The 24,127-nt window shown below is 70.9% G+C and carries 15 protein-coding genes; 8 read left to right on the top strand and 7 right to left on the bottom strand.

The window, feature by feature from the left end:
* Nucleotides 1-95: 95 nt before the first annotated feature.
* Nucleotides 96-2,681: a bifunctional FO biosynthesis protein CofGH gene (locus ACZ69M_RS31315; protein ID WP_470055087.1), complete on the top strand. Its 2,586-nt coding sequence runs from the start codon at nt 96-98 to the stop codon at nt 2,679-2,681.
* Between the two features lie 34 nt (nt 2,682-2,715).
* Here the strand turns inward: ACZ69M_RS31315 and ACZ69M_RS31310 are convergent, their stop codons facing one another.
* A complete protein-coding gene (locus ACZ69M_RS31310; protein ID WP_470055085.1) occupies nt 2,716-3,918 on the bottom strand; it encodes an RNA-guided endonuclease InsQ/TnpB family protein in 1,203 nt (400 codons plus the stop codon).
* Between the two features lie 284 nt (nt 3,919-4,202).
* Between ACZ69M_RS31310 and ACZ69M_RS31305 the strand changes: the two genes are divergently transcribed.
* From ACZ69M_RS31305 to ACZ69M_RS31290, 4 genes are all read left to right on the top strand, one after another.
* Entirely contained in the window at nt 4,203-4,772 is a 570-nt protein-coding gene (locus tag ACZ69M_RS31305; protein WP_470055083.1) for a hypothetical protein, read from the top strand.
* A 91-nt stretch (nt 4,773-4,863) separates the two neighbouring features.
* Nucleotides 4,864-6,984 carry a LamG domain-containing protein gene (locus ACZ69M_RS31300; protein ID WP_470055081.1) on the top strand — a complete coding sequence of 707 codons (2,121 nt, stop codon included), beginning with the start codon at nt 4,864-4,866 and terminating at the stop codon, nt 6,982-6,984.
* A 145-nt stretch (nt 6,985-7,129) separates the two neighbouring features.
* The gene (locus ACZ69M_RS31295) at nt 7,130-9,760 is read left to right on the top strand and encodes a tetratricopeptide repeat protein (RefSeq protein ID WP_470055079.1); all 2,631 of its coding nucleotides are present in this window, start codon (nt 7,130-7,132) and stop codon (nt 9,758-9,760) included.
* Between the two features lie 120 nt (nt 9,761-9,880).
* A complete protein-coding gene (locus ACZ69M_RS31290; RefSeq protein ID WP_470055077.1) occupies nt 9,881-10,996 on the top strand; it encodes an ADP-ribosylglycohydrolase family protein in 1,116 nt (371 codons plus the stop codon).
* A gap of 349 nt (nt 10,997-11,345) precedes the next feature.
* Here ACZ69M_RS31290 and ACZ69M_RS31285 read toward each other — a convergent pair whose 3' ends face one another.
* Together ACZ69M_RS31285 and ACZ69M_RS31280 are read right to left on the bottom strand one after the other, a co-directional pair.
* Nucleotides 11,346-12,926 (bottom strand): sodium:solute symporter family protein, encoded by a 1,581-nt coding sequence (locus ACZ69M_RS31285; protein WP_470055075.1) that lies wholly within the window; start codon nt 12,924-12,926, stop codon nt 11,346-11,348.
* 358 nt (nt 12,927-13,284) lie between these two features.
* Nucleotides 13,285-14,070: an SDR family oxidoreductase gene (locus ACZ69M_RS31280; protein WP_470055073.1), complete on the bottom strand. Its 786-nt coding sequence runs from the start codon at nt 14,068-14,070 to the stop codon at nt 13,285-13,287.
* A 91-nt stretch (nt 14,071-14,161) separates the two neighbouring features.
* Here ACZ69M_RS31280 and ACZ69M_RS31275 point away from each other — a divergent pair, with 91 nt between their 5' ends.
* Nucleotides 14,162-15,001, top strand: coding sequence for a hypothetical protein (locus tag ACZ69M_RS31275; protein WP_470055071.1), 840 nt, complete (start codon nt 14,162-14,164; stop codon nt 14,999-15,001).
* A gap of 256 nt (nt 15,002-15,257) precedes the next feature.
* Here ACZ69M_RS31275 and ACZ69M_RS31270 read toward each other — a convergent pair whose 3' ends face one another.
* The 3 genes from ACZ69M_RS31270 to ACZ69M_RS31260 all read right to left on the bottom strand — a co-directional run bounded on the left by ACZ69M_RS31270 (nt 15,258) and on the right by ACZ69M_RS31260 (nt 17,745).
* Nucleotides 15,258-15,467 (bottom strand): DUF397 domain-containing protein, encoded by a 210-nt coding sequence (locus ACZ69M_RS31270; protein ID WP_352044204.1) that lies wholly within the window; start codon nt 15,465-15,467, stop codon nt 15,258-15,260.
* Nucleotides 15,468-15,715: 248 nt separating this feature from the next.
* Nucleotides 15,716-16,573 carry a helix-turn-helix domain-containing protein gene (locus tag ACZ69M_RS31265; protein ID WP_352044205.1) on the bottom strand — a complete coding sequence of 286 codons (858 nt, stop codon included), beginning with the start codon at nt 16,571-16,573 and terminating at the stop codon, nt 15,716-15,718.
* Nucleotides 16,574-16,989: 416 nt separating this feature from the next.
* Nucleotides 16,990-17,745 carry a GOLPH3/VPS74 family protein gene (locus tag ACZ69M_RS31260; protein ID WP_067372212.1) on the bottom strand — a complete coding sequence of 252 codons (756 nt, stop codon included), beginning with the start codon at nt 17,743-17,745 and terminating at the stop codon, nt 16,990-16,992.
* A 231-nt stretch (nt 17,746-17,976) separates the two neighbouring features.
* Between ACZ69M_RS31260 and ACZ69M_RS31255 the strand changes: the two genes are divergently transcribed.
* Entirely contained in the window at nt 17,977-20,694 is a 2,718-nt protein-coding gene (locus ACZ69M_RS31255) for a D-alanyl-D-alanine carboxypeptidase (RefSeq protein ID WP_470055068.1), read from the top strand.
* A 307-nt stretch (nt 20,695-21,001) separates the two neighbouring features.
* On the top strand, nt 21,002-22,960 hold the full coding sequence (locus tag ACZ69M_RS31250) for an MFS transporter (RefSeq protein WP_470055066.1): 1,959 nt from the start codon (nt 21,002-21,004) through the stop codon (nt 22,958-22,960).
* Between the two features lie 222 nt (nt 22,961-23,182).
* Here ACZ69M_RS31250 and ACZ69M_RS31245 read toward each other — a convergent pair whose 3' ends face one another.
* The gene (locus tag ACZ69M_RS31245; protein WP_470055064.1) at nt 23,183-24,031 is read right to left on the bottom strand and encodes a MerR family transcriptional regulator; all 849 of its coding nucleotides are present in this window, start codon (nt 24,029-24,031) and stop codon (nt 23,183-23,185) included.
* Nucleotides 24,032-24,127: the final 96 nt, after the last annotated feature.

The raw sequence follows: 24,127 nt of genomic DNA, 5'->3' as shown, positions 1-24,127 counted from the left end.
GCGGGGCGCCAGTGGCACCCTGTAACGATCTGTGGCCCCGGAGGAATACGGCCACGCCCTGTAGCGCCTGATCACCGCGATCGTATGCTCGAACGATGACGACCACCGCGACCTCCGGAACCGGCCCGACCGAGAACTCCATGCGTCGCGCCCTCAAACGCGCCCGTGACGGCGTCGCCCTCGACGTGACCGAGGCAGCGGTGCTGCTCCAGGCACGCGGCGAGGCCCTCGAGGACCTCGCCGCGTCCGCCGCCCGGGTGCGGGACACGGGCCTGGAAGCGGCCGGCCGGCCCGGCATCATCACGTACTCCAAGAGCGTCTTCATCCCGCTGACCCGGCTGTGCCGTGACAAGTGCCACTACTGCACCTTCGTCACCGTGCCGGGCAAGCTGCGCCGCGCCGGGCACGGGATGTTCATGTCGCCCGACGAGGTCCTCGACGTCGCCCGGCGCGGCGCGGAACTCGGCTGCAAGGAAGCCCTCATCACGCTCGGCGACAAGCCCGAGGACCGCTGGCCCGAGGCCCGGGAGTGGCTGGACGCGCACGGGTACGACGACACGATCGCGTACGTCCGGGCCATCTCCATCCGGATCCTGGAGGAGACGGGACTGCTGCCCCACCTCAACCCGGGGGTGATGTCCTGGACCGACTTCCAGCGGCTCAAGCCCGTCGCGCCGAGCATGGGCATGATGCTGGAGACGACGGCGACGCGGCTGTGGAGCGAGCCCGGCGGCCCGCACCACGGTTCTCCGGACAAGGAGCCCGCCGTACGGCTGCGGGTGCTGGAAGACGCGGGGCGGTCGTCCGTTCCCTTCACCAGCGGGCTGCTGATCGGGATCGGGGAGACGTACGAGGAGCGCGCCGAGTCGCTGTTCGCGCTGCGGCGCGTGTCCCGGTCGTACCACGGCATCCAGGAACTGATCATCCAGAACTTCCGCGCCAAGCCGGACACGGCGATGCGCGGGATGCCGGACGCCGAACTGGACGAACTGGTCGCCACGGTGGCCGTCGCCCGGCACATCATGGGACCGGCCGCCTGCCTCCAGGCCCCGCCGAACCTCGTCGACTCCGAGTACGGGCGGCTGATCGGCGCGGGGATCGACGACTGGGGCGGGGTCTCGCCGCTCACCATCGACCACGTCAACCCCGAGCGGCCCTGGCCGCAGATCGAGCAGCTGGCCGAGCAGTCGCGCGCCGTCGGCTTCGAACTGCGCGAGCGGCTGTGTGTGTACCCCGAGTTCGTGCAGCGCGGGGAGCCCTGGCTCGACCCGCGGCTGCTGCCGCACGTACGGGCGCTGGCCGACCCGGAGACGGGGCTCGCCCGCGAGGACGCCGTCGTCGAGGGACACCCCTGGCAGGAGCCGGAGGAGGCCTTCACCGCGTCGGGGCGCACCGATCTGCACCACACCATCGACACGCAGGGGCGCACCGGCGACCGCCGGGACGACTTCGACCTCGTGTACGGCGACTGGGAGGCGCTGCGGGAGGCGGCGGCGCCCGGGATGCTGCCCTCCCGCATCGACACCGACGTCAGGGCGGCCCTGGCGACCGCCGCCGACGACCCGACGAAGCTCACCGACGACGAGGCCCTCGCGCTGCTGCACGCGGACGGCCCGGCGCTCGACGCCCTCTGCCGGATCGCGGACGACGTGCGCAGGTCCGCGGTCGGCGACGACGTCACGTACATCGTCACCCGGAACATCAACTTCACCAACGTCTGCTACACCGGCTGCCGTTTCTGCGCCTTCGCCCAGCGCCGCACGGACGCCGACGCGTACACGCTGTCGCTGGACCAGGTGGCCGACCGCGCCCAGCAGGCCTGGGAGCTCGGGGCCGTCGAGGTCTGCATGCAGGGCGGCATCCACCCGGACCTCCCGGGTACCGCCTACTTCGACATCGCGAAGGCGGTGAAGGAGCGCGTCCCCGGCATGCACGTGCACGCCTTCTCCCCGATGGAGGTCGTCAACGGCGCGACGCGTACGGGGATGTCCATCCGTGAGTGGCTGACCGCCGCGAAGGAGGCGGGCCTCGACACGATCCCCGGCACGGCGGCGGAGATCCTCGACGACGAGGTCCGCTGGGTCCTGACGAAGGGCAAGCTGCCCACGGCGACCTGGATCGACGTCGTCACGACCGCGCACGAACTCGGCATCCGCTCCTCGTCCACGATGATGTACGGGCATGTGGACCAGCCCCGCCACTGGCTCGGCCACTTCCGCACGCTCTCCCGCATCCAGCAGCAGACCGGCGGCTTCACCGAGTTCGTGACGCTCCCGTTCATCCACACCAACGCGCCGGTGTACCTGGCGGGCATCTCCCGTCCGGGCCCGACCACCCGCGACAACCGCGCCGTGGTGGCCATGGCCCGCCTCCTGCTCCACCCGCACATCCCCAACATCCAGACCAGCTGGGTGAAGCTGGGCACCGAGGGCGCCGCGGAGATGCTCCGCTCCGGCGCCAACGACCTCGGCGGCACGCTGATGGAGGAGACGATCTCCCGGATGGCGGGCTCCTCGTACGGCTCGTACAAGTCGGTCAAGGACCTCATCGCCGTCGCGGAGGCGGCCGGGCGTCCGGCGAGGCCGCGGACGACCCTGTACGGGGAGGTCTCCGAGGAGCGGCAGCGGGCGGCGGAGGTGTCGGACGGGCACCTGCCGGAGCTGCTGCCGGTACTGGATTGACTGCCCCCCTCCCTGAAGGGAGGGGATTCCTGGCTCAGGCCGCCCCCTGGAGCAGCACTCCAGGAGGTCTTACGCCCTCGGCGCCAGCCGGGGCCAGACCAGCCCGGACGAGCATCACGCGGGCGGAGTTCTTGTCCCTGGCGGAGACGGCTCCGCACGCGGTGCAGGTGTAGGTACGTTCGGACAGCGGGAGTGCGTGCTTGGTTCTCGCTCCGCACGATGCGCAGTCCATGGTGGTGTGCGCGGGGTGCACGAGGCGGACGTCCCGCCCGTGCTTGCGGCCCATCTCAAGCAAGGCTGCCTTGGCGGCACCGATGGCGGCGTCGGCGGCCTTGCGGGCCATAGTGGTCCTGGCGAGGAACTTCGGCCGGAAGTCCTCCACGGCGAGGGAATCATGGTCGATCACGACCTTCTTTGCCCACTTGCGGCTGGTGTCCTGCCGCTGTCGGGCGATCTTCCGGTAGGTCTTCGCGCGCAGCTTCTGCGCCTCGCGGTAACCCTTCGACGCCGCTTGCCCCGCGTCGGGTTTGCGGCGGGCCATCATCCGGTCGTAGCGGGTCAGCTTCGCCTTGGCCTTCCTGCCGTGTTCGGCGTGGGGGAGGTCGTGGGCGTCCGATGTGGTGGTGGCGGTCTCCTTCACACCCCAGTCGATACTGATCACACGGCCGGTCTCAGGCAGCGGCCGGACTTCGGCGGGGACGACGAACGAGGCGTACCAGTGGCCGAGGCTGTCGCGGTACACGCGCACGCTGGACGGCTCGGCGGGCAGTTCCCGCGACCACACCACGGTCAGGACGATGTTCCCGGCCAGGTGCAGACGCCCGTCCTTGAGCCGGAAACCGCGCCGGGTGTAGTTCAGCGTGGGGCTGGCTACGCGCTTCTTCTTGTGCCTGGGCATCCGGGCCCGCTGCCTGACGGGCAGGCGGTCCCTGATGTCCTTCAGCACTTTCGCGCGGGACTTGCCGAAGTCCCGGATGAGCTGCTGTTGCGGCACCGACGAGCCCGCGGCAAGCCACGGTGTCATGGCACGGGCCCTGGTCAGCATCCTGTCCAACAAGGCAGGGCCACACTTCTCCCCCTCGCGGTGGGCCTTCGTGGAACGCGCAACGCACTCGTTCCAGATCCACCGGCACCGGTCCCACTCCGCCAGCAGCGCCGTACGGGCCGTCGACGACACGCGGAGCCGATACGTGTACCGGATATGCCCGCCTTCTTCAGCCTCCTTCACCCCCGCCACGACACCCCCCTCCCTCTCACCCCGGCTTCCACAATGAGACCGTATGAACGGCCTGCGTACACCCGTACCCTCATCACGTCACAGCCACCACAACCAGCGAACGTAGGCACGCATGTTCGCCTGTCGTTGCGGGATGCGTTCCCCTCCGGTGCGAACGCCGAGGCATCGTTGCAAGAGTCAGGTGACGGCCGAAGCGCGCGGTGCCCCACAGCGCGTCGGAGTACGATGATCCGACCCTCGGTGGAGGGCTCAGAAGCCCGGTGAATCCTAGGAGTTGCGTGTCCGTGCCTGCCCGACGGCTTCCCTCCTGGATCTGGGTCACCGGACTGACCACGGCGGCGATCGTGGGCGTCACCGCCCTCGCCGCGCGGGCCGACCAAGGGGCGCACCCGACCGCTGCCCACGCCACCGGGGCGAAGACGTCCGCGTCGGCGAGCCCGCACCCCTCCGCCTCGCCCAAGAAGTCCGAGCCGGTCGCCGTGCCCGACGGCTCGGGCACGGGACGGCGGATCGTCTACTCGCTCGCCCAGCGGCGCGTGTGGCTCGTCGACACCGGCGAGGCCGTCCGCCGCACCTTCGCGGTGTGGCCGGGCACGGTGAGCCCGGCGCCGGGCCGGTACGCGGTGTCGAACACCGTCCCCTCCACCACCGGAACGGACGGCACGAAGGTCGAGAACATCGTCTACTTCGCCGCCGCGTCCGGCGTGTACATCGCGTTCTCCAACGCCCAGGACGGCTCCTCGCCGCAGCCCGCGGCGGGCGTGAAGACCGGCGGGATCCGTATGCACAGCGCGGACGGGGACGCGGTCTGGGCGTTCGGCACCAAGGGTACGAAGGTCTCCGTGGTGAAGTAGATCAAAACTCGCTACGGCGTTGTCAGTTGCCCCTGTTAGCCTCCAGCGGCTCGTGTGATCCACGGGCTCGGGGACCACAGGGGAGGAACAAATGGCTTACGACAGATGGTTAGTTGGAGGAAGACGGCTGGCGGTGGGGTGTTGCGTCGCGGCCGTCGTGGCGGGTGCGTCCGGCACGGCGCACGCCGCGGGCAACCTGCCGCCGAGGCAGCCGCTCGTCCAGGATCTGCAGACCGGGACCAAGCCGTGTGCGACGGGTGACGACACGGCGTACGTCGCGCAGTCGCCGAAGCTGAGCGCGGTGCTGTCCGACCCTGACGGCACCCAGGTCAGCGGTGAGTTCGAGGCCGGATGGACGGACACCGCGGGCGCCGAGCAGCGCAGGACGTACACGACCACCGCGAAGGCGTCGGGCAGCCCATTCAGTGTGCAACTGCCCTCGGACATCCCGTCGGACACCGTCGTCTCGTGGCGGGTTCGTGCCAACGACGGCAAGGCCACCTCTCCTTGGAGCTCCGAGGGCGACAGCGGCTCGCTCTGCGCGTTCGTGTACGACGACGTGAACCCGGAGAAGGCGACGATCACCTCCCCCGAATACCCGCGGCCGGAGGACGTGTTCTGGGTGGACGGGGTGGGCTTGTACGGCCACTTCACCATGGACTCGCCCTCCGACGACGTCGTGGCCTACACCTACGGCTTCATCGGCGGCCCCTACGGAACTGTCCGGCCGGAACGGCCCGGCGGTGCCGTGACGATCCCCTACCTGCCGCTCGGCTCCGGACCCCAGGTGCTGACGGTCCGTGCCATCGACCGCGCCGGACGCAGCAGCGGCCAGTCGACGTACGACTTCAACGTGAAGGCGGGTCACGCCCCTGTCGCCCAGTGGAAGCTCGCCGACGCGGCCGGCGCCACGAGTGCGGCCGCCGAGACGGGAACCGACGCTCGCGCCGGCTCCGGAGTGACCTTCGCGGGAGCCGCGCCGGAGGGCACCGGCCTCACCACCACGGCCCACCTCGACGGCGGTGACCAGGCGTTCCTGACCCCCGACGCACCGGCCGTCAACACGGGCGGGACCTTCGCGGTCGGCGCCTGGGTGCGCCCCGAGCGCACCGACCGCGACATGGCGGTCGCGAGCCAGGGCGCGAACGGCTCCAGGGGCCTCGCACTCGGACTGCGCGCCGGGGACGCGCACCCCGTCTGGTCGTTCACGGTCGGCGGCCAGGAGATCTCGGGCGGCGTACCGGAAACCGGCGAGTGGGCCCATGTCCTGGGCCTGTACGACGCCGAGACCGGCCTGGCGCAGCTGTACGTCAACGGCTACGAGACCGGTACGAAGACACGGGCCACGCCTGCGGCGACCACCGACGCCTTCCGCATCGGCCAGGGCCCCGGGGTGTCGGCCTGGCAGGGCGAAATCGGCGACGTCCGCGCCTACGACCGGGTCGTGGTGCCCGGTGAGGTCACCGAACTCGCTCGTCGCACACCGCGGTTGCTCGGACACTGGTCCCTGGAGACGGCGTCGGACGGTGTCAGCCCCGAACAGGGCGGCGGCGCGCCGCTGAAGCTCGGCTCGGGCGCGACGATCCACCGCGGCCCCGACGGCTCCTGCATCCCGGACCCCGACCCGGACTGCCCCGACGTGCCCTACGCCCTCGTCGGTGACGGTCACCTCCAGCTGGACGGTGAGACGGCCTACGCGGCCACGGAGCAGCCGGTCGTGGACACCGGGGGCAGCTTCACCATCGGCGCCGTCGTACGGCTGGCGGACTCCGAGCCCGCCCACCCGATGACCGTGCTGTCGCAGGCCGGTGAGCACACGGACGCCTTCAAGGTGCGCTACGAGCCGTCGCAGCACGCGTGGCAGCTGGTCATGCCGGTCGTGGACGAGGAAGGTGCGGCCGAGACCGTGGTCTCGCAGATCGAGGCGGCGGACGGCGGCGAGGGCCAGGGCCACCGGCTCGCGGTCGTCTACGACGACGCCACCGACACGATCAAGCTCTACTTGGACGGTTACACCAACGCGGCGGCCACCGCGGCCTTCCCGAACGGCCTGCACAGCTCCGGCCCGTTGCAGGTGGGCCGGGGGCACACGGCGGACGGCTGGGGCGAGTACCTGCACGGCGACGTCGACGAGGTGCAGGCGTACGCGGGAGCGCTGAGGGACGAGGACATCCGCGGTCTGGGCCACGGCACCGACCCTTGCCTGTGCTGAGCCCGACCGCGCGCCGCACCTGACTGATCGTCCCCGCCGTCGTGCACGACGGCGGGGACAACCGGGGTCGACTCCCTGATTGTTCAAGGCAAGTTGGGCCAGACTGGGAGCCGGACCCGGTCGGGAGCGGCGAGGAGGTGGGCGGATGGCGCGCACGCGGCCGTCCATGCAGGACCTAATCAGGGACCGCAGACGGCACGGTTTCGTCGGCCGCGGTGCCGAACGCGCCGCGTTCCGGCAGAACCTCGACCTCCCGCCGGAGGACGAGCGACACCGTTTCCTCTTTCACGTCCACGGTAACGCGGGCGTCGGAAAGACCTTCCTCGTGCGGGAGTTGGAGCAGCTCGCCCGGGCCCGCGGGGCACTGACGGCGTACGTCGACGACGGCGTCGGCAGCCTGCCCGAGGCGATGGCGGCGATCAGCGCGCGGTTCGCCCGGCAGGGGCACCGGTTCAAGGACCTCGACCGCCTGCTGGCCACCCACCGGGAGCGGAGCCACGAGGCCGAGTCGGGGGCAGCGACGGCGCAGACGCCCGAACTCCAGCCCGCGGCACCGTCGGCCGCCAGTCTGGCCGCCGCCCGGGCGAGTCTGGTCGGGCTCGGTCTCGTACCCGGTGTCGGCGCCTTCGCCGGTGCCGTCGACCCGGCCCAACTTGCTCATGGAGCAGACCGGTTGAGGGCCGGTATCGGGGCCCGCCTGCGCAGCCAGGAGGACGCGCAGCTCGTCCTGTCGCCCGAGCGGGTGCTCACTCCCGTGCTGCTCGACGAGCTGGCCGGGGTCGCCACCGAAGCCCCCTGGCTCGTACTGATCTTCGACACGTACGAGCGGACCGCGCCCTTCCTCGACGGCTGGCTGCACGACGTGATGACGACCGACCGGCACGGCGCCCTGCCCGCGAACGTCGTGGTCGTGACGGCGGGGCAGCGCCCCTTCGACACCGCCCGCTGGGGCGGCCTCGCCGACTTCGTGGCGGACGTACCGCTGGCGCCCTTCACGGCGGCCGAGGCACGCGGTCTGCTCGCCGACAAGGGAGTCGTGGCCGAACCCGTCGTCGAGGAGGTGCTGCGGCTGACCGGCGGACTGCCCGTCCTCGTCTCCACCCTCGCCGAGTCCCGGCCCGGTGACCCGGACGACATCGGCGACCCGAGCGCCACGGCCGTCGAACGCTTCCTCAAATGGGAACAGGATCCCGTCCGGCGCGCCGCCGCCCTGGCCTGCGCCCTGCCCCGCCGCCTCGACGCGGACGTCTTCCGCGCGGCCGTGGACTGCCCGGAGACCGAGGCCGACGCCCTCTTCGGCTGGCTCCGCGGGCTCCCCTTCGTCACCGACCGCGGAAACCGGATCCAATACCACGACGTCGTACGGGCCCCGATGCTGCGCCTGCAGCGGCTGCGCTCCCCGCGCGGCTGGGCGGGGCGGCACACCCGGCTCGCGGAGACGTTCGGGCGCTGGCGGACGGAGGCCGAGACCGGCCTGGACGCGGCCGAGGTGTGGGCGGACGGCGGCTGGCGGGAACTGCGGCTCGCGGAGTCGTACCACTGGCTGTGCGCGAACGCCCGCACCGCGCTGCCACTCGTGCTGCGGGACTTCGTGGACGCCTGTGACAGCGTCGACGGCGGTGTCTTCGCCGAGCGCTGGGCACGGGTCCTGGCGGAGGCGGGCGAGGACACGGACACGGAGCTCGTACGGGCATGGGGGCGCGACCTGCTGGCGGCGCTCGCGGACGGCGGAGTGGCCGCCGCGCTCGAGCTGCTGCTGAACCGCACCGGGTTCGAGGAGCGGTGGCAGGCCCGGGCCCGGGCGGCCCGGGGACGGGCCCTGCGGCACGCCGGCGCCTACGCGCCCGCACTCGCGGAGTTCGACCGGGCCATCGCGCTCGATCCGGAACTGGCGCGGGCGCACCGCGGCAGGGGCTTCAGCCACGGCGGCCTCGGCGACCACGAGGCGGGCCTCGCCGATCTGGACCGGGCCGACGCGCTCGCGCCGGACCACGCCCCGACCGTCTCCGTACGCGGCGAGTACCACCGCATTCTCGGCCGCTACGACACGGCGCTCGAAGACCTGGACCGCGGGATCGCGCTCGACCCCTCCCACCACTTCGCCTGGGCCTCCCGGGGAGCCGTACGCCAGTTGCTGGGGCAGCCCGACGAAGCCCTCGCGGACCTGAACCGCGCGCTGGAACTCAAACCGGAGTACCCCTGGGCGCTGATCCGCCGGGCCCGCGTGTGGCGGACCCTCGGCGAGCACGGGCGCCAACTGGCCGACCTCGACGAGGCGGTCCGCCTGTACCCCGACGGGATCTGGGGCCTGTGCGAACGCGGGGACGCCCTGCGCGTCGCGGGCCGCCCGGCGCAGGCCCTCGCCGACTACGACCGGGCTCTCGCCCTCGACGACGCCTACGCCTCGGCGTACGCGAGCCGAGGCGTCTGCCATGGCGCGCTGGGCCGCCCCGAGGAGGCGCTCGCCGACCTCGACCGGGCCCTCGCCCTCCAGCCGGACTACCCCTGGGCGCTGCGCCGGCGTGCCGAGCTCCACCTCGAACGCGGGGCCCACGACCGCGCCCTGGCCGACCTCGACCGGGCGCGCGCCCTGCGCCCCGACGAGGCACCGATCCTCGTCTGCCGCGTGCGGGCCCTGCTCGGGCTCGGGCGGTTCGAGGAGGCGCATACGGACCTGGACCGAGCCCTCGAACTGAGTTCCGACACCGAGCGGGCTCGTCTTGCCCCGCTCGGAGAGCGGATCGCCGCGGAAAACACGGCTGAACGCCGTTCATAAGCGAGCACTTGGTTCACTCGGGTCACAGTTCGCATACCGATCCGGGCCCTGAACCGACCGTTCCCGGTCGATTACAGTGCTGCACTGTCGGACGTACGGACTGTGCCTGGGGAGGTCTCGGTGGGTGCGACAGCCGGTGCCGTCTGGGGCCGTGCGGAGCAGCAGGACTTTCGTAGCCGGGTACGGGGGACCCTGCTGGGCGCGGCCGTCGGGGACGCCCTGGGGGCGCCGGTCGACGGGTTCACCCTGGAGCGGATCCGGGAGGCCCACGGTGCGGAGGGGCTGGTCGACCTCGCCTTCGGGTACGGCCGGCGCGGCTCCGTCACCCACCTCACCCAGCTGACCCTCTTCTCCCTCGACGGTCTGATACGCGCTCAGGTACGCCGTGACACCGGCGCCTGGCATCCGCCCACCGACCTCCACCGGGCGTACCGCCGCTGGGCGGCCACCCAGAGCGACTGGGGCCCCGACGAGCGCCGCAAGGACGACGGCTGGCTGGCCCGCGAGGAGTGGCTGTACGCCCGCCGGGACCCGGCCCGCTCCTGCCTGATCGGCTTCGGCGACGACATCATGGGCACGCTGGACGCGCCCAAGAGCCCCGGCGAGCTCGGGCCCGAGGCCGCGGCCCGCTCGGCGCCGTTCGGGCTGCTCGTCGGCTGGGAGCCGCAGCTGGTGATGCAGCTCGCCGTCGAGTGCGCCGCGCAGACGCACGGGCACCCCACGGCGTACCTCGCGGCGGGCGCGTACGCCGTCATCGTGCACGCGTTGGCCCGCGGCGAGAGTCTCGACGGGGCCGTGCAGCGGGCGCTCGCGATCCTCGCGGCGCGGCCGGGGCAGCAGCCCGTCGCGGACGCGCTCCAGCATGCGCTGGGGGCCGTGCGGCAGGGGATGCCCACGCCGGGGCGGGTGGAGGAACTCGCCGGGGACGGTACGGCGGAGGGGTTGCTCGCGGTCGCGGTGTACTGCGCGTTGGTGGGGGACGACATCCGGCACGGTCTGTGCCTCGCGGTGAACCAGGGCGGGCCCTCCGGTGTCGCCGGTGCGCTCACCGGGGGACTGCTCGGCGCCCTGCACGGCGAGACGGCCCTCCCGCCTGCCTGGCTGGCCGAGCTGGAGGGCCGTCCCACGATGCTGGCCCTGGCGGACGACTTCGCGATGGAGATGACCCAGGGCCCGGCCCTGCACGGCCCGGGCGGCTCCGCACCGGGCTGGCTGGCCCGTTACCCCCGGGCGTGAGGCGTCCTTCGCCCCCGCCGCCCCTACCCATTCCCATCCCCTGGGAGCTGCGCCCCCAGCCCCCGCCAAAAGACCGCGCAGTTCCCCGCGCCCCTGAGGGGCACGGCCATACGCGTTGGGCGGGCGGGGCATGCGGGGCGAAGCCCCGCCCCAGAGGCGCGGGGAACTGCGCGCCCAGCCCCGCGGGCCCGCGGCCGAATGACTGCGGGTGGGTGGGAATCTGGGGCGGAGCCCCACCCGAGGGGCGCGGGGACTGCGCGATCAGCCCCCGCCGGCCCGCAGGCGAACGACGCCCCCGCCTGAGGCCCCCGCCGGGCGGCAGTCGGACGACTGCCGCCCGGCGCGGGGGTCAGACGCCGGACGGGCTGGCGGTGCCGGCCCCGTCCGCGGCTTCCGCCGGGGCGGGAACCGCCGCCGCCCCGGCCCCGCCCTCGTCGTCATCCGTGTTGATCTTCTCGATGATCGCGTCCCGCTCCGGCGTGTCCTCGGGCTTCAGGAAGCCGATGAGGATGTACAGGACGAGGGAGATGACCATCGGGACGGCGACCTGGTACTCCAGCTTCACATCGGTGCGCTGGGAGAAGTCCAGGTTGTAGTTGACGAAGAAGAACGCGAGCAGACCACAGGCCCAACTGACGAGCGCCGCCGTCGGACCGGACTTACGGAACGGTCGCAGCAGCCCCAGGATGAACGGGATCGCGATCGGCCCCATGAGCCCCGCCACCCACTTGATGACGACCGTGATGATGTCCTTGAACGTGGGGGAGTTGACCTGCGTCGCCACCGCCATCGAGAACCCGAGGAAGGCGACGGTCGTGATCCGCCCCGCGATGAGACCGGTCCGGGTGTCCCACGTACGCGCGGCCTTGGAGAGCACCGGCACCACGTCCCGGGTGAACACCGCGGCGATCGCGTTCGCGTCCGACGAGCACATGGCCATCGTGTGCGAGAAGAAGCCGACCACGACCAGACCCAGCAGCCCGTGGGGGAGGAGCTGTTCGGTCATCAGACCGTACGCGTCCGAGCCGTCCGGCTTCTTCGCCGTGACGAGGAGCGGCGACAGCCACATCGGGATGAACAGGATCACCGGCCACACGAACCAGAGCCCGGCGGACAGGAAGGCCGACTTCGTGGCCTGCTTGGCGCTGCCCGTCGCCATGTAGCGCTGGGCCTGGTTCCACATGCCGCCGTTGTACTCGAACAGCTTGATGAACAGGTACGCGATGAAGAACACCGTCAGATACGGCCCCGCGAATCCGTTCGCGTGACCGTGCAGCTTTGGCGAATCGAGGGCCTTGGACAGGCCACCCTGGTCGGAGATCTTGTTCAGCACGATGATCAGCATCGAGAGCCCCGCCAGCAACTGGATCACGAACTGACCCAGTTCCGTCAGCGCGTCCGCCCACAGACCGCCGATCGTGCAGTACACGGCCGTGATGCCACCGGTGATGAGGATGCCCTGGGTGATCGTGACCCCGGTGAAGACGCTCAGCAGGGTCGCGATCGCCGCCCACTTCGCACCGACGTCCACGATCTTCAGCAGGATGCCCGACCAGGCGAGCGCCTGCTGCGTGGGCACGTTGTAGCGGTCCTTGAGGTATTCGAGCGGTGAGGCCACGTGCAGCCGGGAGCGGAGCCGGTTGAGCCGGGGCGCGAACAGCTTCGCGCCGAGCAGCACGCCGATGGCGATGGGCAGCGCCCAGGTGACGTACGAGGTGATGCCGTACGTGTACGCGATACCGGCGTACCCGGTGAACATCACCGCGCTGTAGCCCGACATGTGGTGCGAGATGCCGGACAGCCACCAGGGCATCTTGCCGCCCGCGGTGAAGAAGTCGCTGACGTCGTCCACACGCTTGTGGGACCAGACACCGATCGCGGTCATGACGCCGAAGTACGCGACCAGGACGGCCCAGTCGAAGCCGTTCATGTGCCCCCTCCAGGGGTCCGCCTTGTGAACCTGCAGATACCGGACGGCACTTCGCCAGTACGCACATGGGCGGCGCCCCCGTGCGGGAGCGGGGACTTTGGGGATTGAACCGCCGTTCGGAGGGGGCGGTCAAGACCTTTCTCAGTCACAGATATGAACGCAGATCAGAAAGCAGAACGATTTTGCCTCCACTTTACCCGTACGGCTGTTGTCGTGCTCGTGACGTGGACCACACCATGAGCGGGCACTTCGTCAGACCACGCGGGCAGGTTCACACCGACAAGTCGATCAGGCGTACGGGATGCGGGTCCCGCGCGGCTGGGAGGGGACGGCCGACTGGGATCCACCATCGGTTCCGCTAGCGCATGAGTTCGCCGGCGTTCACGAGCAGCGACTGCCCCGTGATCGCCCGCGCCCGGTCGGACGCCAGGAACACCGCGGCGTCCGCCACGTCCCCGTCCGTGGCCAGTTCGGGCAGCGCCATCCGTTCGGTGAGCCGCTGCAGGACGTCCGCCTCCGGTACGCCCTCGGTGTGCGCCGTGAACTGGACGTACGCCTCGACGGGCGGCCCCCACATCCACCCCGGCAGCACGGTGTTCACACGGACGCGATGCGGGCCCAGCTCCCTCGCCAGCGAGTACATCGCGCTCGTCAGCGCGCCCTTGGACGCCGCGTACGCCGCCTGCCGCACCTGGCTCGGCGCGGCCACCGACGACTGCGTCCCGATGATGACGACCGAGCCGCCGCACACCTTCAGCGCGGGCAGACAGGCCCGGGTCATCCGCAGGGTGCCCAGCAGATTCACGTCGATGACCGACTGCCAGGTGGTGAAATCCGCGTCCTCCAGGCCGCCGAAGTAGCTGTCCCAGGCCGCCACGTGCACCACCGCGTCGATCCGCCCGAACCGCTCCGTCGCGAGCTCCGCGAGCGCCTCGCACTGCTTCTCGTCCGTGATGTCCGTGGCCCGGTACGCCGTGTGCGCGCCGTCCGGGTCGAGCTCGGCCGCGGACGAGGCGAGACTGGCCTCCGTGCGCGCCCCCAGCACCGCGTTGCCCCCGTCCCGCACGACGGCCGCCGCGACCTGATGGCCGAGCCCGGCCCCGACCCCCGAGACGACGACCGTCTTCCCCGCGAGCAGTGACATCGAAAGCCTCCCCGACCCTGGCGCATTATCTGATGGGGCGTCAGAGTATGGGCGTGCGGCGGAGGAAGGAAGAGCGAGGAAGGGGATCGTCATGTCGGAGGAGACCCGTAGCGACGTGTACGCGGAACTGGCCGCCCTCGGCCCGTACGGCGTCCACCCGGGCCACGCCCTGATCACCATGGTCGAGCCGCACCCGGGCCACGAGTACGCGTACAACCGCTGGTACGAGGACGACCACTACTACGCCGGCGCGATGGCCATGCCCTGGATGTACGCGGGCCGCCGCTGGGTCGCCACCCGCGATCTCCAACTCCTGCGGTACCCCGAGAAGTCGGCGGTCGCCCAGCCGGTCACCGCCGGCTGCTATCTCTCGACGTACTGGGTCACCGAGGGCCGCTACGACGACCACATGAGGTGGACCGTCGGCATCAACAAACGGCTGAATCGTGACGGCCGCGTGTACCAGGACCGGACACATGTCTTCACGGCCTTCCAGGACCACGCGGCCACGGTGTACCGCGACGGCGCCGCCGGTCCCCGCGACTTCCACGCCCTGGACCACCCCTACGCGGGCCTCGTCCTCCAGGTCGTCGACGCCGACTCCGCCGACCGGCGCGCCGAACTGCTGGAGTGGCTGCGCGCCCGCCACCTCCCCCGGCGCCTGGCGGGCTCCCCGGCCGCGATGGTGACCGTCTTCCGCCCCACCCCCCTCCCCGGCGACCGTATGACGTACGTGAAGCAGGTCGAGGGCGTCGACACCCGGCTGACCCTCCTGTGGTTCCTTCAGGCGGACCCGAGGGAGTGCTGGGAGGACCACTTCGGCGGCCTGGAGGAAGCGGTGGCGGAAGGGGGGCTGGGGAAGGTGGAGCTGGTGGCCCCGTTCATCCCGACGGTGCCGGGGACGGACAGGTACGTGGATCGCCTGAGGTGAACGGGCGGCGCCCTACGGCGAGTGAGCCGAAGGGGCGCGCCTGTGTCGAGACGGCGAACGCGCGGAGGCCCGACGAAGGAGGGCCGAGCACGATCGCCGTCTCGACACAGGCTTTTGCGCCCCGGAGGCGAACCGAGCCTCAAAAAAAGGGGATAGCCCCCTCGGCCAGGACGGCGGGCCAGTCGAGAGGGCTATTTCGGTGGTGCGTATGCGGTTGGTCGGTGCAGTTGTGGTGGTGGATGCAAGTGTCGACGCATCAGGCGAGGTCGAAAGCCCCCCGGCTGACCTCGGCCACGAAGGCGTTCCACGAGTCCGCGGGGAACGCCAGCGTGGGGCCCGCGGAGACCTTGGAGTCCCGTACGGCCATCGCCGCGAGAACCGGGGACTTGACCTCGACACATGCGCCGTTGCCGGTGGAGTAGGAGGACTTGGTCCACGTGTCCGTGGCGCCTTGCTGGATTGCCATGTTCGCTCCGGATAGCCAGTTGTTGAGAGTTGCTGTCACCGCACTGCGGGTTCGCTACGGAACTCGCCGTGCGGTTTGCGCCAACGTTGTTGCTCGATGGCGTGATCGACGCTACTCGCCAACATCGGTGGGCGAAGTGGCCGTTCACTCGACCGGGTGGCATATACCAGTGGAGTCTTCCGTCCGGACGTGGTGAGGGTGTACTCTGCGGCACTTTCCCGCCGGGAGCCCGTTCTCCGGGGTGCGCGTCAGCGTGCGTACTCCTTGGCGATGTCCGCGATGAACTGCCGCGACTGCTCCACGTTCAGAGCCTGTGCCCGCAGATGCTCGTACATCACGCTGTATTTCTGGACGTCGTTCGCCTTCTCCAGATACAGGTCGCTGGTGACACCCTCGATGTAGACCACGCTGGAGTCGGCCGCGTCGGGGAACTCCAGGATCGCGTACTGCCCGTTGAGCCCCGGATGCGCGCCCATCTCGAAGGGGATCACCTGCACGGTGACGTGCGGGAGCTGGGACTGTTCGACAAGGTGTTCCAGCTGGTCGCGCATGAGGGAGCGGTTCCCGACGACGCGGCGCAGGGCGGCCTCGTCGAGGACGGTCCACAGCCGGAGCGGGTTCTCAGGGGCGGAGATACGTTCCTGTCGGCGCAGCCGCACCTGGACGCGCTTGTCGATGTCGGCGGAAGCGGTCTCCGGCAGCGCGCCCGCGATCAACGCCTCGGCGTACGGCCGGGTCTGCAGGAGGCCGGGGACGACCTGGGGATCGTAGACACGAAGTGACGCGGCGTCGGTTTCCAGTCCGATGTAGACGCTGTACGGGATGTCGCCGAAGGAGTGCCACCAGCCCTGCTGGCGCGAGTCCTTGGCCATCTGCATCAGGGAGTCGACGATCCGGTGGTCCTCGACCTCGTAGACCCCGCACAGATCGCGGACGTCGCGCTGGCTGATACTGCGCCGTCCGTTCTCCAGCCGGCTGATCTTCGACTGCGAGACCAGCAGCCGCTCGGCGACCTCTTCGGCCGTCATGCCCTTGAGCTCGCGGAGCCGGCGCAGCTCCTGGCCCAGCCGGCGCCGCCGGACGGTGGGATTGACATTGGACGCCACGGGACGTGCACCTCCGGCTGCGGGCCTCTACTTTGCGTATCTGCTGTTGAGCAGACTGCCACCAAGGTGCGTTCTACCGCTGGAAAACACCGGATATGCACTGGCTACACGCCAGTTCGGAGATCTGGCGCGGATATCACGCGGATCGCGTACGCGTACGTCGCCTTCACTCGTACCGTCCGCATATGCGCGACACCCGCGAAATGCGGCCGCGCGGGGTGGTGGGGCCGTGTCGTCGTCCGGACGTACGGGCCCACCGCCCCGCGCGAGCCAGCGGCTCCCGGACCGGGTCTTGGGGACTGCGGTGCGGCGCTGAGGTCGTGCTTGCGGTGCGTGGCGGTGCTCTTTGTGGTGCATGGCGGTGCTGTTGTGCGTGGTGGTGCGTACGGTGCCTGGTGGCACCGTGGTACTGCGGCTCAGTGGACCACGGCGCGCGCCATGGAACCGTGGCGCGGTTGCATCGGAACACCGCGGGCGGGTTCCGGTGCGGACCTGACGCCGGCGGTGGCCGGACGGCCTGCCGGTGCCGGGTTGCGGCGTGGCTGTGCACCCACACCGTTCTGAACGTCCATGACCGCGTGGGCCACGAGGCCGCCCATGGGGTCATGCCTGATCAGGTCCCGTAGCCGGGAGCGGGACGAGCGTCCCTCGTTGCCCGGATACAGGTGCTTGCCGAGTCCGACCGCATGGGCCAGCGCGGCGAGCGCCGCGGTCCGCGGGTCCGGCGGTACGCCGGTGCGGATCGCGCTGTCCAGCCGGGACCTGATCTCCCGGCTGATCTCCGTGTCCGTCGCTTGGTAGCGAGTCGTCGGAAGCACCCCGCACATCTGGCCGGCCACGGCATGGACCATGCCGCACCTCTCCAGATGCGAGAGGTAGGTCTGGCGCAGCCCCAGTCGGGGTCCGCCAATCCAGTTGACCGCGCGTACGGGTGCTCCGCGTCGGCGAAGCAGTTCCAACGCACAGTCCAGTGTTGGATCTCCAGTCGGCCGTGGCTGCACCACGGCGATACGATCCCCGTCTGGGGCTATCCGTCCGGCCAGCGCCAGCTCTACTAGCTGTGCTCCGGCCAGACCGAGGTCGAGCGACTGCGGCTGTGCAGTGGTACCCGTGGTCGGGTCCAACGCCAGCAGCAGAAGCTCTTCCGGAAGAGTTCTGCGGCTCCTGCCCATCCATGCCTCCCCGCGTGGATGAATGACAGGGTGACCCCTCTCACATTGGTCTGTCGAGAGTGCCTGACCGGTTCGTGATGGAACCAGCAGGTATGTCGTTCTCGTCTACCGCAGGAGTTAAGGCCCGCACACAGGACACTGGTACATGGTTCGGACAGCGATGTCCGGGCGACGGGTCAAGGGTTCACGGTTCGTTGGGCGCCCGGTGGGTGGCGCACGGAGGAGGCATCGGTGGCGGGCGAGTCCCCCGACAGGTCGAAGCAGCACGAGTCGTCGGCATCGTCGGCAGAAGCGACGCCGGGGACCCCGGCCGCGGTTCCGGGCCCGAACCGGGCCGCCGCCGCGGCGGCGGCCGACCCCCGTCTGGCGGTGGCCCGCGAACGGGCCGCCACGGTGAGGGTGGATCAGGCGACGGCGGTGTTCTCGACGCGGGCGTTGGCGGAAGGTTCCGCCGGGTCCGGAGGGAAGGGCCCCGTGGAGGACGCGCGACTGCGCGAGGCCGTGGCCGCCTGGGTCGCTGGGGCCGACGAGGAGGCCCCTGAGGGGGAGTCCGAGGTTCCGGAAGCCTCCAAGGGTCCCGAGGACCCCGACAACGCCTCCAAGGGCGCGGAGAAGGCCGGTACGGCGGCGGAGGCCGGGACCGGGACCGGGGCTGACGCCGAGACCGAGGCTGGGGCCGAGGCTGATACGGAGGCTGGGGCCGAGGTTGAGGCTGCGGCCGGGTTTGGGGGCGAGGCTGGCGGGGAGTCGGCTTCGGGGCCCGACGCCGGTGCTGACATCGATGCCGCCGACTCCGACGCCGACTCCGACTCCGACGTGGACTCTGACGCCAAGTCCGAGTCCGAGTCGGAGGGTGAAGTCGAGGCCGGGGGCGCGGCGGCGGATGACGCCGATGCCGACGCCGAGCCGACGACGGATGCGAAGTCCACGGCGGACGCCGAGTCCGAGACGGTGTCCGAGCCCGGGACCGAGACCGGGAACGCGAAGCCGGCGGAGGCGAAGGACTTTCCGGAGGACGCGTCCGGGACGTCGGAGTCCTCGGAGAAGACCTCCGAGGACTCAGAGACTTCCGAGGGCGCCGAGACCTCCGAGGACTCCGAAGGTCCCGATGTTTCCGCGAGCTCCGAGGCCCCTTCGGACGTCGAGGGCTCCAAGGACTCCAAGGAATCAGAGGACTCCCAGGACGCGGCGGCGCAGAAGGACTCCAAGGACACGTCGCCCGCCGACGGTTCGGCGTCCGCCGATGACTCGCCGTCCGCGAAGGACGCCCCGGACACCGACGACGCGCCCGAGCCTCCCGTCGACCAGCCCACCGCCATCTTCAAGGCGCCGAAGCGCCCGGCGGTGGACCAGCCCACCACCATGCTCAAGCTGGGCGGTGCCAAGCCGGCCACCGACAAGCCCGCGGACCAGGCGAAGGCCGACCAGCCCAAGGCCGACCAGCCCAAGGCGGACCGGCCGAAGCCCGAGTCCCCGTCCGAGCGCACCAGCAAATTCGTAGCCCTCAAGCCCCTCGACGAACCCGTGTCGAGGGTGAAGCCGAAGACCACCGCGACCCCGTTCGTTCCGTCCGCCTCCTCCTCCTCGCCCACCAGGGTGGCTCCCGCCGACGCCACCGCCGCCCTCCCGCAGGTCGGCCCCGAGCGCACCACGCAGCAGCCGCTGCCGCCGAAGCCGCCGCTGGACCTGCTGGCCGAGCTGACGAACACGCCGCCGCCCGCGCAGACCCCCGTGCGGACGCTCGCGCGCCGGGTGAAGATCTGGACGCCGCTGGTCCTGCTGCTCGCGGTCGTCTTTGCGGTCGCACAGTCGCTCCGGCCGCTGCCGACCCCCACGCTGGACCTCACCGCCGAGTCCAGCTACACCTTCGGCGGCGGCGACGCCTCCATCCCGTGGCCGTCCTCCGGGCAGGGCGCGCTCGACGTCCAGGGCATCGGTTCGTTCGGCACGTCCGGCGCGCAGAAGGCGGCGCCCATCGCGAGCGTCGCCAAGGTGATGACGGCGTACCTGATCCTGCGCGACCACCCGATCAAGTCCGGCGACGGCGCGAAGATCAAGGTGGACCAGAAGGCCGAGGACCAGTCGGACGCCGGCGATGAGTCGACGGTCAACGTGCACGCGGGCGACACCATCACGCAGAAGGAGGCCCTGGAGGGCGTCCTGATCGCCTCGGCGAACAACGTGGCCCGGCTGCTGGCCCGCTGGGACGCCGGTTCCGAGACGGCCTTCGTCGCCAAGATGAACGCCGCCGCCAAGGAACTCGGGATGACGAACACGACGTACACCGACCCGTCCGGCCTGACTAAGACGACCGTGAGCACGGCCGCGGACCAGGTGAAGCTGGCCAAGGCCGCGATGAAGGACGCCTCCTTCCGCGAGGTCGCCCGGATGATGGAGTACACCGACTACAAGGGCACCAAGCACAGCAACTGGAACCACCTCGTCGGCTCGAACAACGTCATCGGCATCAAGACCGGCACCACCACCGCGGCCGGCGGCAACCTCGTCTTCGCGGCGACCAAGGAGATCGGCGGTGAGGTGCGGACCATCGTCGGCGCGGTGATCAGCCAGGGCCCCGGCGGCAACGACAACACCATCCTCGGCGGCGCCCTGGCCGCGGGCGACAAGCTGATCCGCGCCGCGCAGGCCTCGCTCAAGTCCGCGACGATCCTGAAGAAGGGCGATGTCGTCGGTTACGTCGACGACGGGCTCGGTGGCCGTACGCCGGTCGTGATCACCAAGGACGTCACGGCGGTCGGCTGGGCCGGACTCAAGGTCAAGCTGTCCTTCGTCTCCTCGGAGCTGCCGCACTCCGCGAAGGCCGGTACCAAGGTGGGCTCGCTCACCGTGGGTGACGGCGGGAGCAGCAGTGCCGTGCAGGTTCCCGTCGAGCTCCAGAAGGACCTCGCCGAGCCGGGCTTCGGCGCGAAGCTGACCCGCGTGAGCTGAGCGGCCGTACACAGCGAGCCGAGCGGACGTACGCAGGAGGATGCGGGCGTACGGGTACGGGTACGGGCGTACGAGTGGGGCGCGCTTCCGGCAGGGGGCGTATCCCCCGTACGCCGGAAGCGCCCCGAACACCATGTGAACGCGCCGTGAGCCCGCCGTGAGCGCGGCACGAACGCACCGCACCCCGTCGGGGCGCCCCACCCGGGAGCTCCCCGGCGGGGTGCGTGCTAGCGTCGCGAGATCGGGGCAGGTCGCGGGCCACGGGTCCCGGGCCGAACACGAGGAAACGGGACACGGGAGCCTTGCAGTGGCGACAGCGGAGCCGACACACGCCGACGACGCCGATCCTGGACCAGGTCCTGGACCGGATCGCGGACCGGGCTCGCGAATACGGCTGCCCGCACACGCCCCCGACGGCCCCGCCGGCGACGGCCTCACGGACGACGAGCCGCGGGAGCCGGTGACGCGGAAGCCCGTGACACCTGAGTTCAAGACGTCGGAGTCCAAGACGTCGGAGTCCGATACGTCGGAGTCCGAGACACAGGGCCGACGTAACCGCCTCAAGGCCTTCGCCCTGCGCCACCCCGTCGCCTTCGTCACCATCGTGGCGGGCCTCCTGCACGTCGTCTGGTTCTTCACCTTCGCGAACAGTGGCGGAGATCTCGCGGCGCAGGACGCGTGGGCGGAGTTCGTCGGACGGCACCCGGACTCGGCGTACAACCTCGCCTGGTACGGCGGCATGCACCCCGTGTCGTACAGCGTGGTGTCGCCGTATCTGATGTCGGTCCTCGGCGTCCGTACGACGATGATGATCGCCGGCACGATCTCGGCGGGCCTGCTGACGATGATCCTCATCCGCAGCCGTGCCATACGGCAGCCGCTGGCGCCGGCCTTCGCGGGTGTCTTCGCACTCATCTGCAACGCGATTTCGGGGCGCGTCACGTACGGCCTCGGCATGGTCTTCGGGCTCGCCGCGGCGGCCGTGGTCTTCTGCTGGCCGTACCGCTGGCGCTACAAGCGCTGGGCGAAGGCCCTGTGCGCGGCGCCGCTCGCCGCGCTGGCGACCGCCGCCTCGCCGGTGGCCGGACTGTTCGTGGGCCTGGTCGCGGTCGCCCTCTTCCTCCAGAAACGCCGTCCCGGCGCGTACGCGCTCGGCATCGCGCCGGCCGTCGTCGTCGCGCTCTCGGCCTGGCTGTTCCCCTTCTCCGGCACCCAGCCGATGTCCTTCGGCTCGGCCTCGCTGCCGCTGATCTCCGCCGGGCTGGTCTTCGCGCTCGTTCCCAAGGAGTGGAAGACGGTCCGGATCACGGCGGCGGTGTACGGACTCGCCGTGCTCCTCGTGTGGCTGATCAGCTCGCAGATCGGCTCGAACATCACCCGCCTCGCGATGCTCCTCGAGGGCGTCGTGCTGCTCGCCGCGCTCCCCTTCACCGTGCCGAAGTCACGCAAGTGGTACGTGACCGTCCTCGCCTTCACCGGATTCGTCGGGTGGATCGGCTTCAAGTCGGTCGACGACATCATCCATACGACACCGGCGGCGTCCTGGGCCCGCGAGCTCGCTCCGCTGGTGAACCAGCTCCAGGTCGTCGGTGCCGAGAAGGGCCGCGTGGAGGTGGTCCCCGCCCGCTCCCACCGCGAGGCGTCCGCGCTCGCGCCGTACGTGAACCTCGCCCGCGGCTGGAACCGCCAGGCCGACATGGAGCGCAACCCGCTCTTCTACGACGACACCCTCAACTCCGCGAACTACCACGAGTGGCTGCAGCGCTGGGCCGTCCACTACGTGGTGCTGCCCAAGGGCGAACCGGACGGGGACGGCGGCGAACGCGAGCGCAAGCTGGTCCAGCGCGGCATGCCCTACCTCCGCCAGATCTGGGGCGACGCGAACTGGCAGCTCTTCTCGGTCACGGATCCCACGCCGCTGGCCGATCCGCCGGCCGTCGTCGACCGGGCGGAGCAGGGCGAACTGACCATCGAGGTGAAGAAGGCGGGCCGGGTTCTCATCCGCATCCCGTACTCCCCGTGGCTCGGGCTCGTCGACGCCAAGGGCAAGAGCGTGAAGGCTCCGCAGGAGACGCAGAAGTCCAAGCATCGTGCGGAGGGCACGCCGAAGACGTACGACAACCTCAACGGCTGCCTCATGGAGACCGCGGAGAACGCCTCCGGCGACAAGTGGACCGAACTCCTGGCCCCCGCCCCCGGCACCTACCGCCTCGCGGCCCCCTACCAACTCCCCCGAGGAACCCCATGCCCCGAGGAACTGCGCTGACCCGAACCGGACGCTGCGTGGCTGTGGCTGTTCCGCGGGTGGGTGGGGGCTGGTCGCGCAGTTCCCCGCGCCCCTGAAGGGGCGCTGCGCGCATCTTCAGCCCGTCCGGCGTATGAGGACGAGGCCGTTCAGGCCGATGCGGGGGTCTGGGGGCGGCAGCCCCCAGGGATGGGACGGGCAGGGGCGGCGGGGGCGAGGAACCCCCGGTGCTCGCCCCGCCGCTCACTTCACCGGAAACGCCACGTCACACACCGCGTCCTGCGGCCCCGCCGCATCCCAGTCCGCGAAGTACACCTCCCGGCAGGGACCGTCGTACGACAGCCCCCGCTCCCCGACCCACGCCTCGACCGCCTCGAACGCGGCGATGATCTGCGGATGAGCCACCTGCGCCTTGGTGATCCGCGCGTACGCGAGCCGTCGCGCCGGCTCCACCCGCACCCCGATCCCCGACGCCCGCCCCCGCTTCTCGGCCCACGCCCGCGCAGCCTCCTCGTCGGCGACCGGCACACACGACTCGGCGGGCCCGTCACTCTCCATGCTGACCTCGGCGTAATAGACGACGAAGGGCGAGCCGGTCGTCCCGCCGCACTCCCGCGCCCCGTCCTCCAGCCGCGTCAGCGAGGCCGGAATCCAGACCGGCAGCTCATCCGCCAGCGTGTGCCGCTTCTCCGTCAGCACCACCCGCTCCGGCACATCCACCGTCTCGACCACGAACTTCCCGTACATGTCGGTACTCCTCCCGGACAGCCTTCCACGGAGGTACTCGGCAAGCGTCCGCTGCGAAGCGAACCGGGCCTCGGCATCCGCCCAGTACGTGGCGAGGAGCACGGCGCCCTGCGCCGCCCCGGCCTCCACCACCTCGGCGATCCGCGCGAGCGGCATGTCGAGCTGCCGCAGCAGCGCGACCAGCCGGGCGCGCTCGACCTGGTCGGCGCGGTAGTAGCGGTATCCGCTGACCTCGTCGACATGGGCCGGCGCGAGTAGTCCGAGCCGGTCGTACAGCCGAAGCGCCTTCGGCGAGAGCCGCGCGCGGGCGGCGAACGCGCCGATCGTGAGCAGTTCCTGTCGCACGAGCCCATCCTCCGTCACCGGGCGCCTTCCGCCCGGTGACAAAGGACGCTGCTCCCTGCCCCAGGGGCAAGGTCAACCAACGGCTTCCACAAGGTC

The organism is Streptomyces sp. NPDC107454 (genome assembly GCF_055582885.1).
This window is presented reverse-complemented; position numbering and strand designations above follow the sequence as displayed.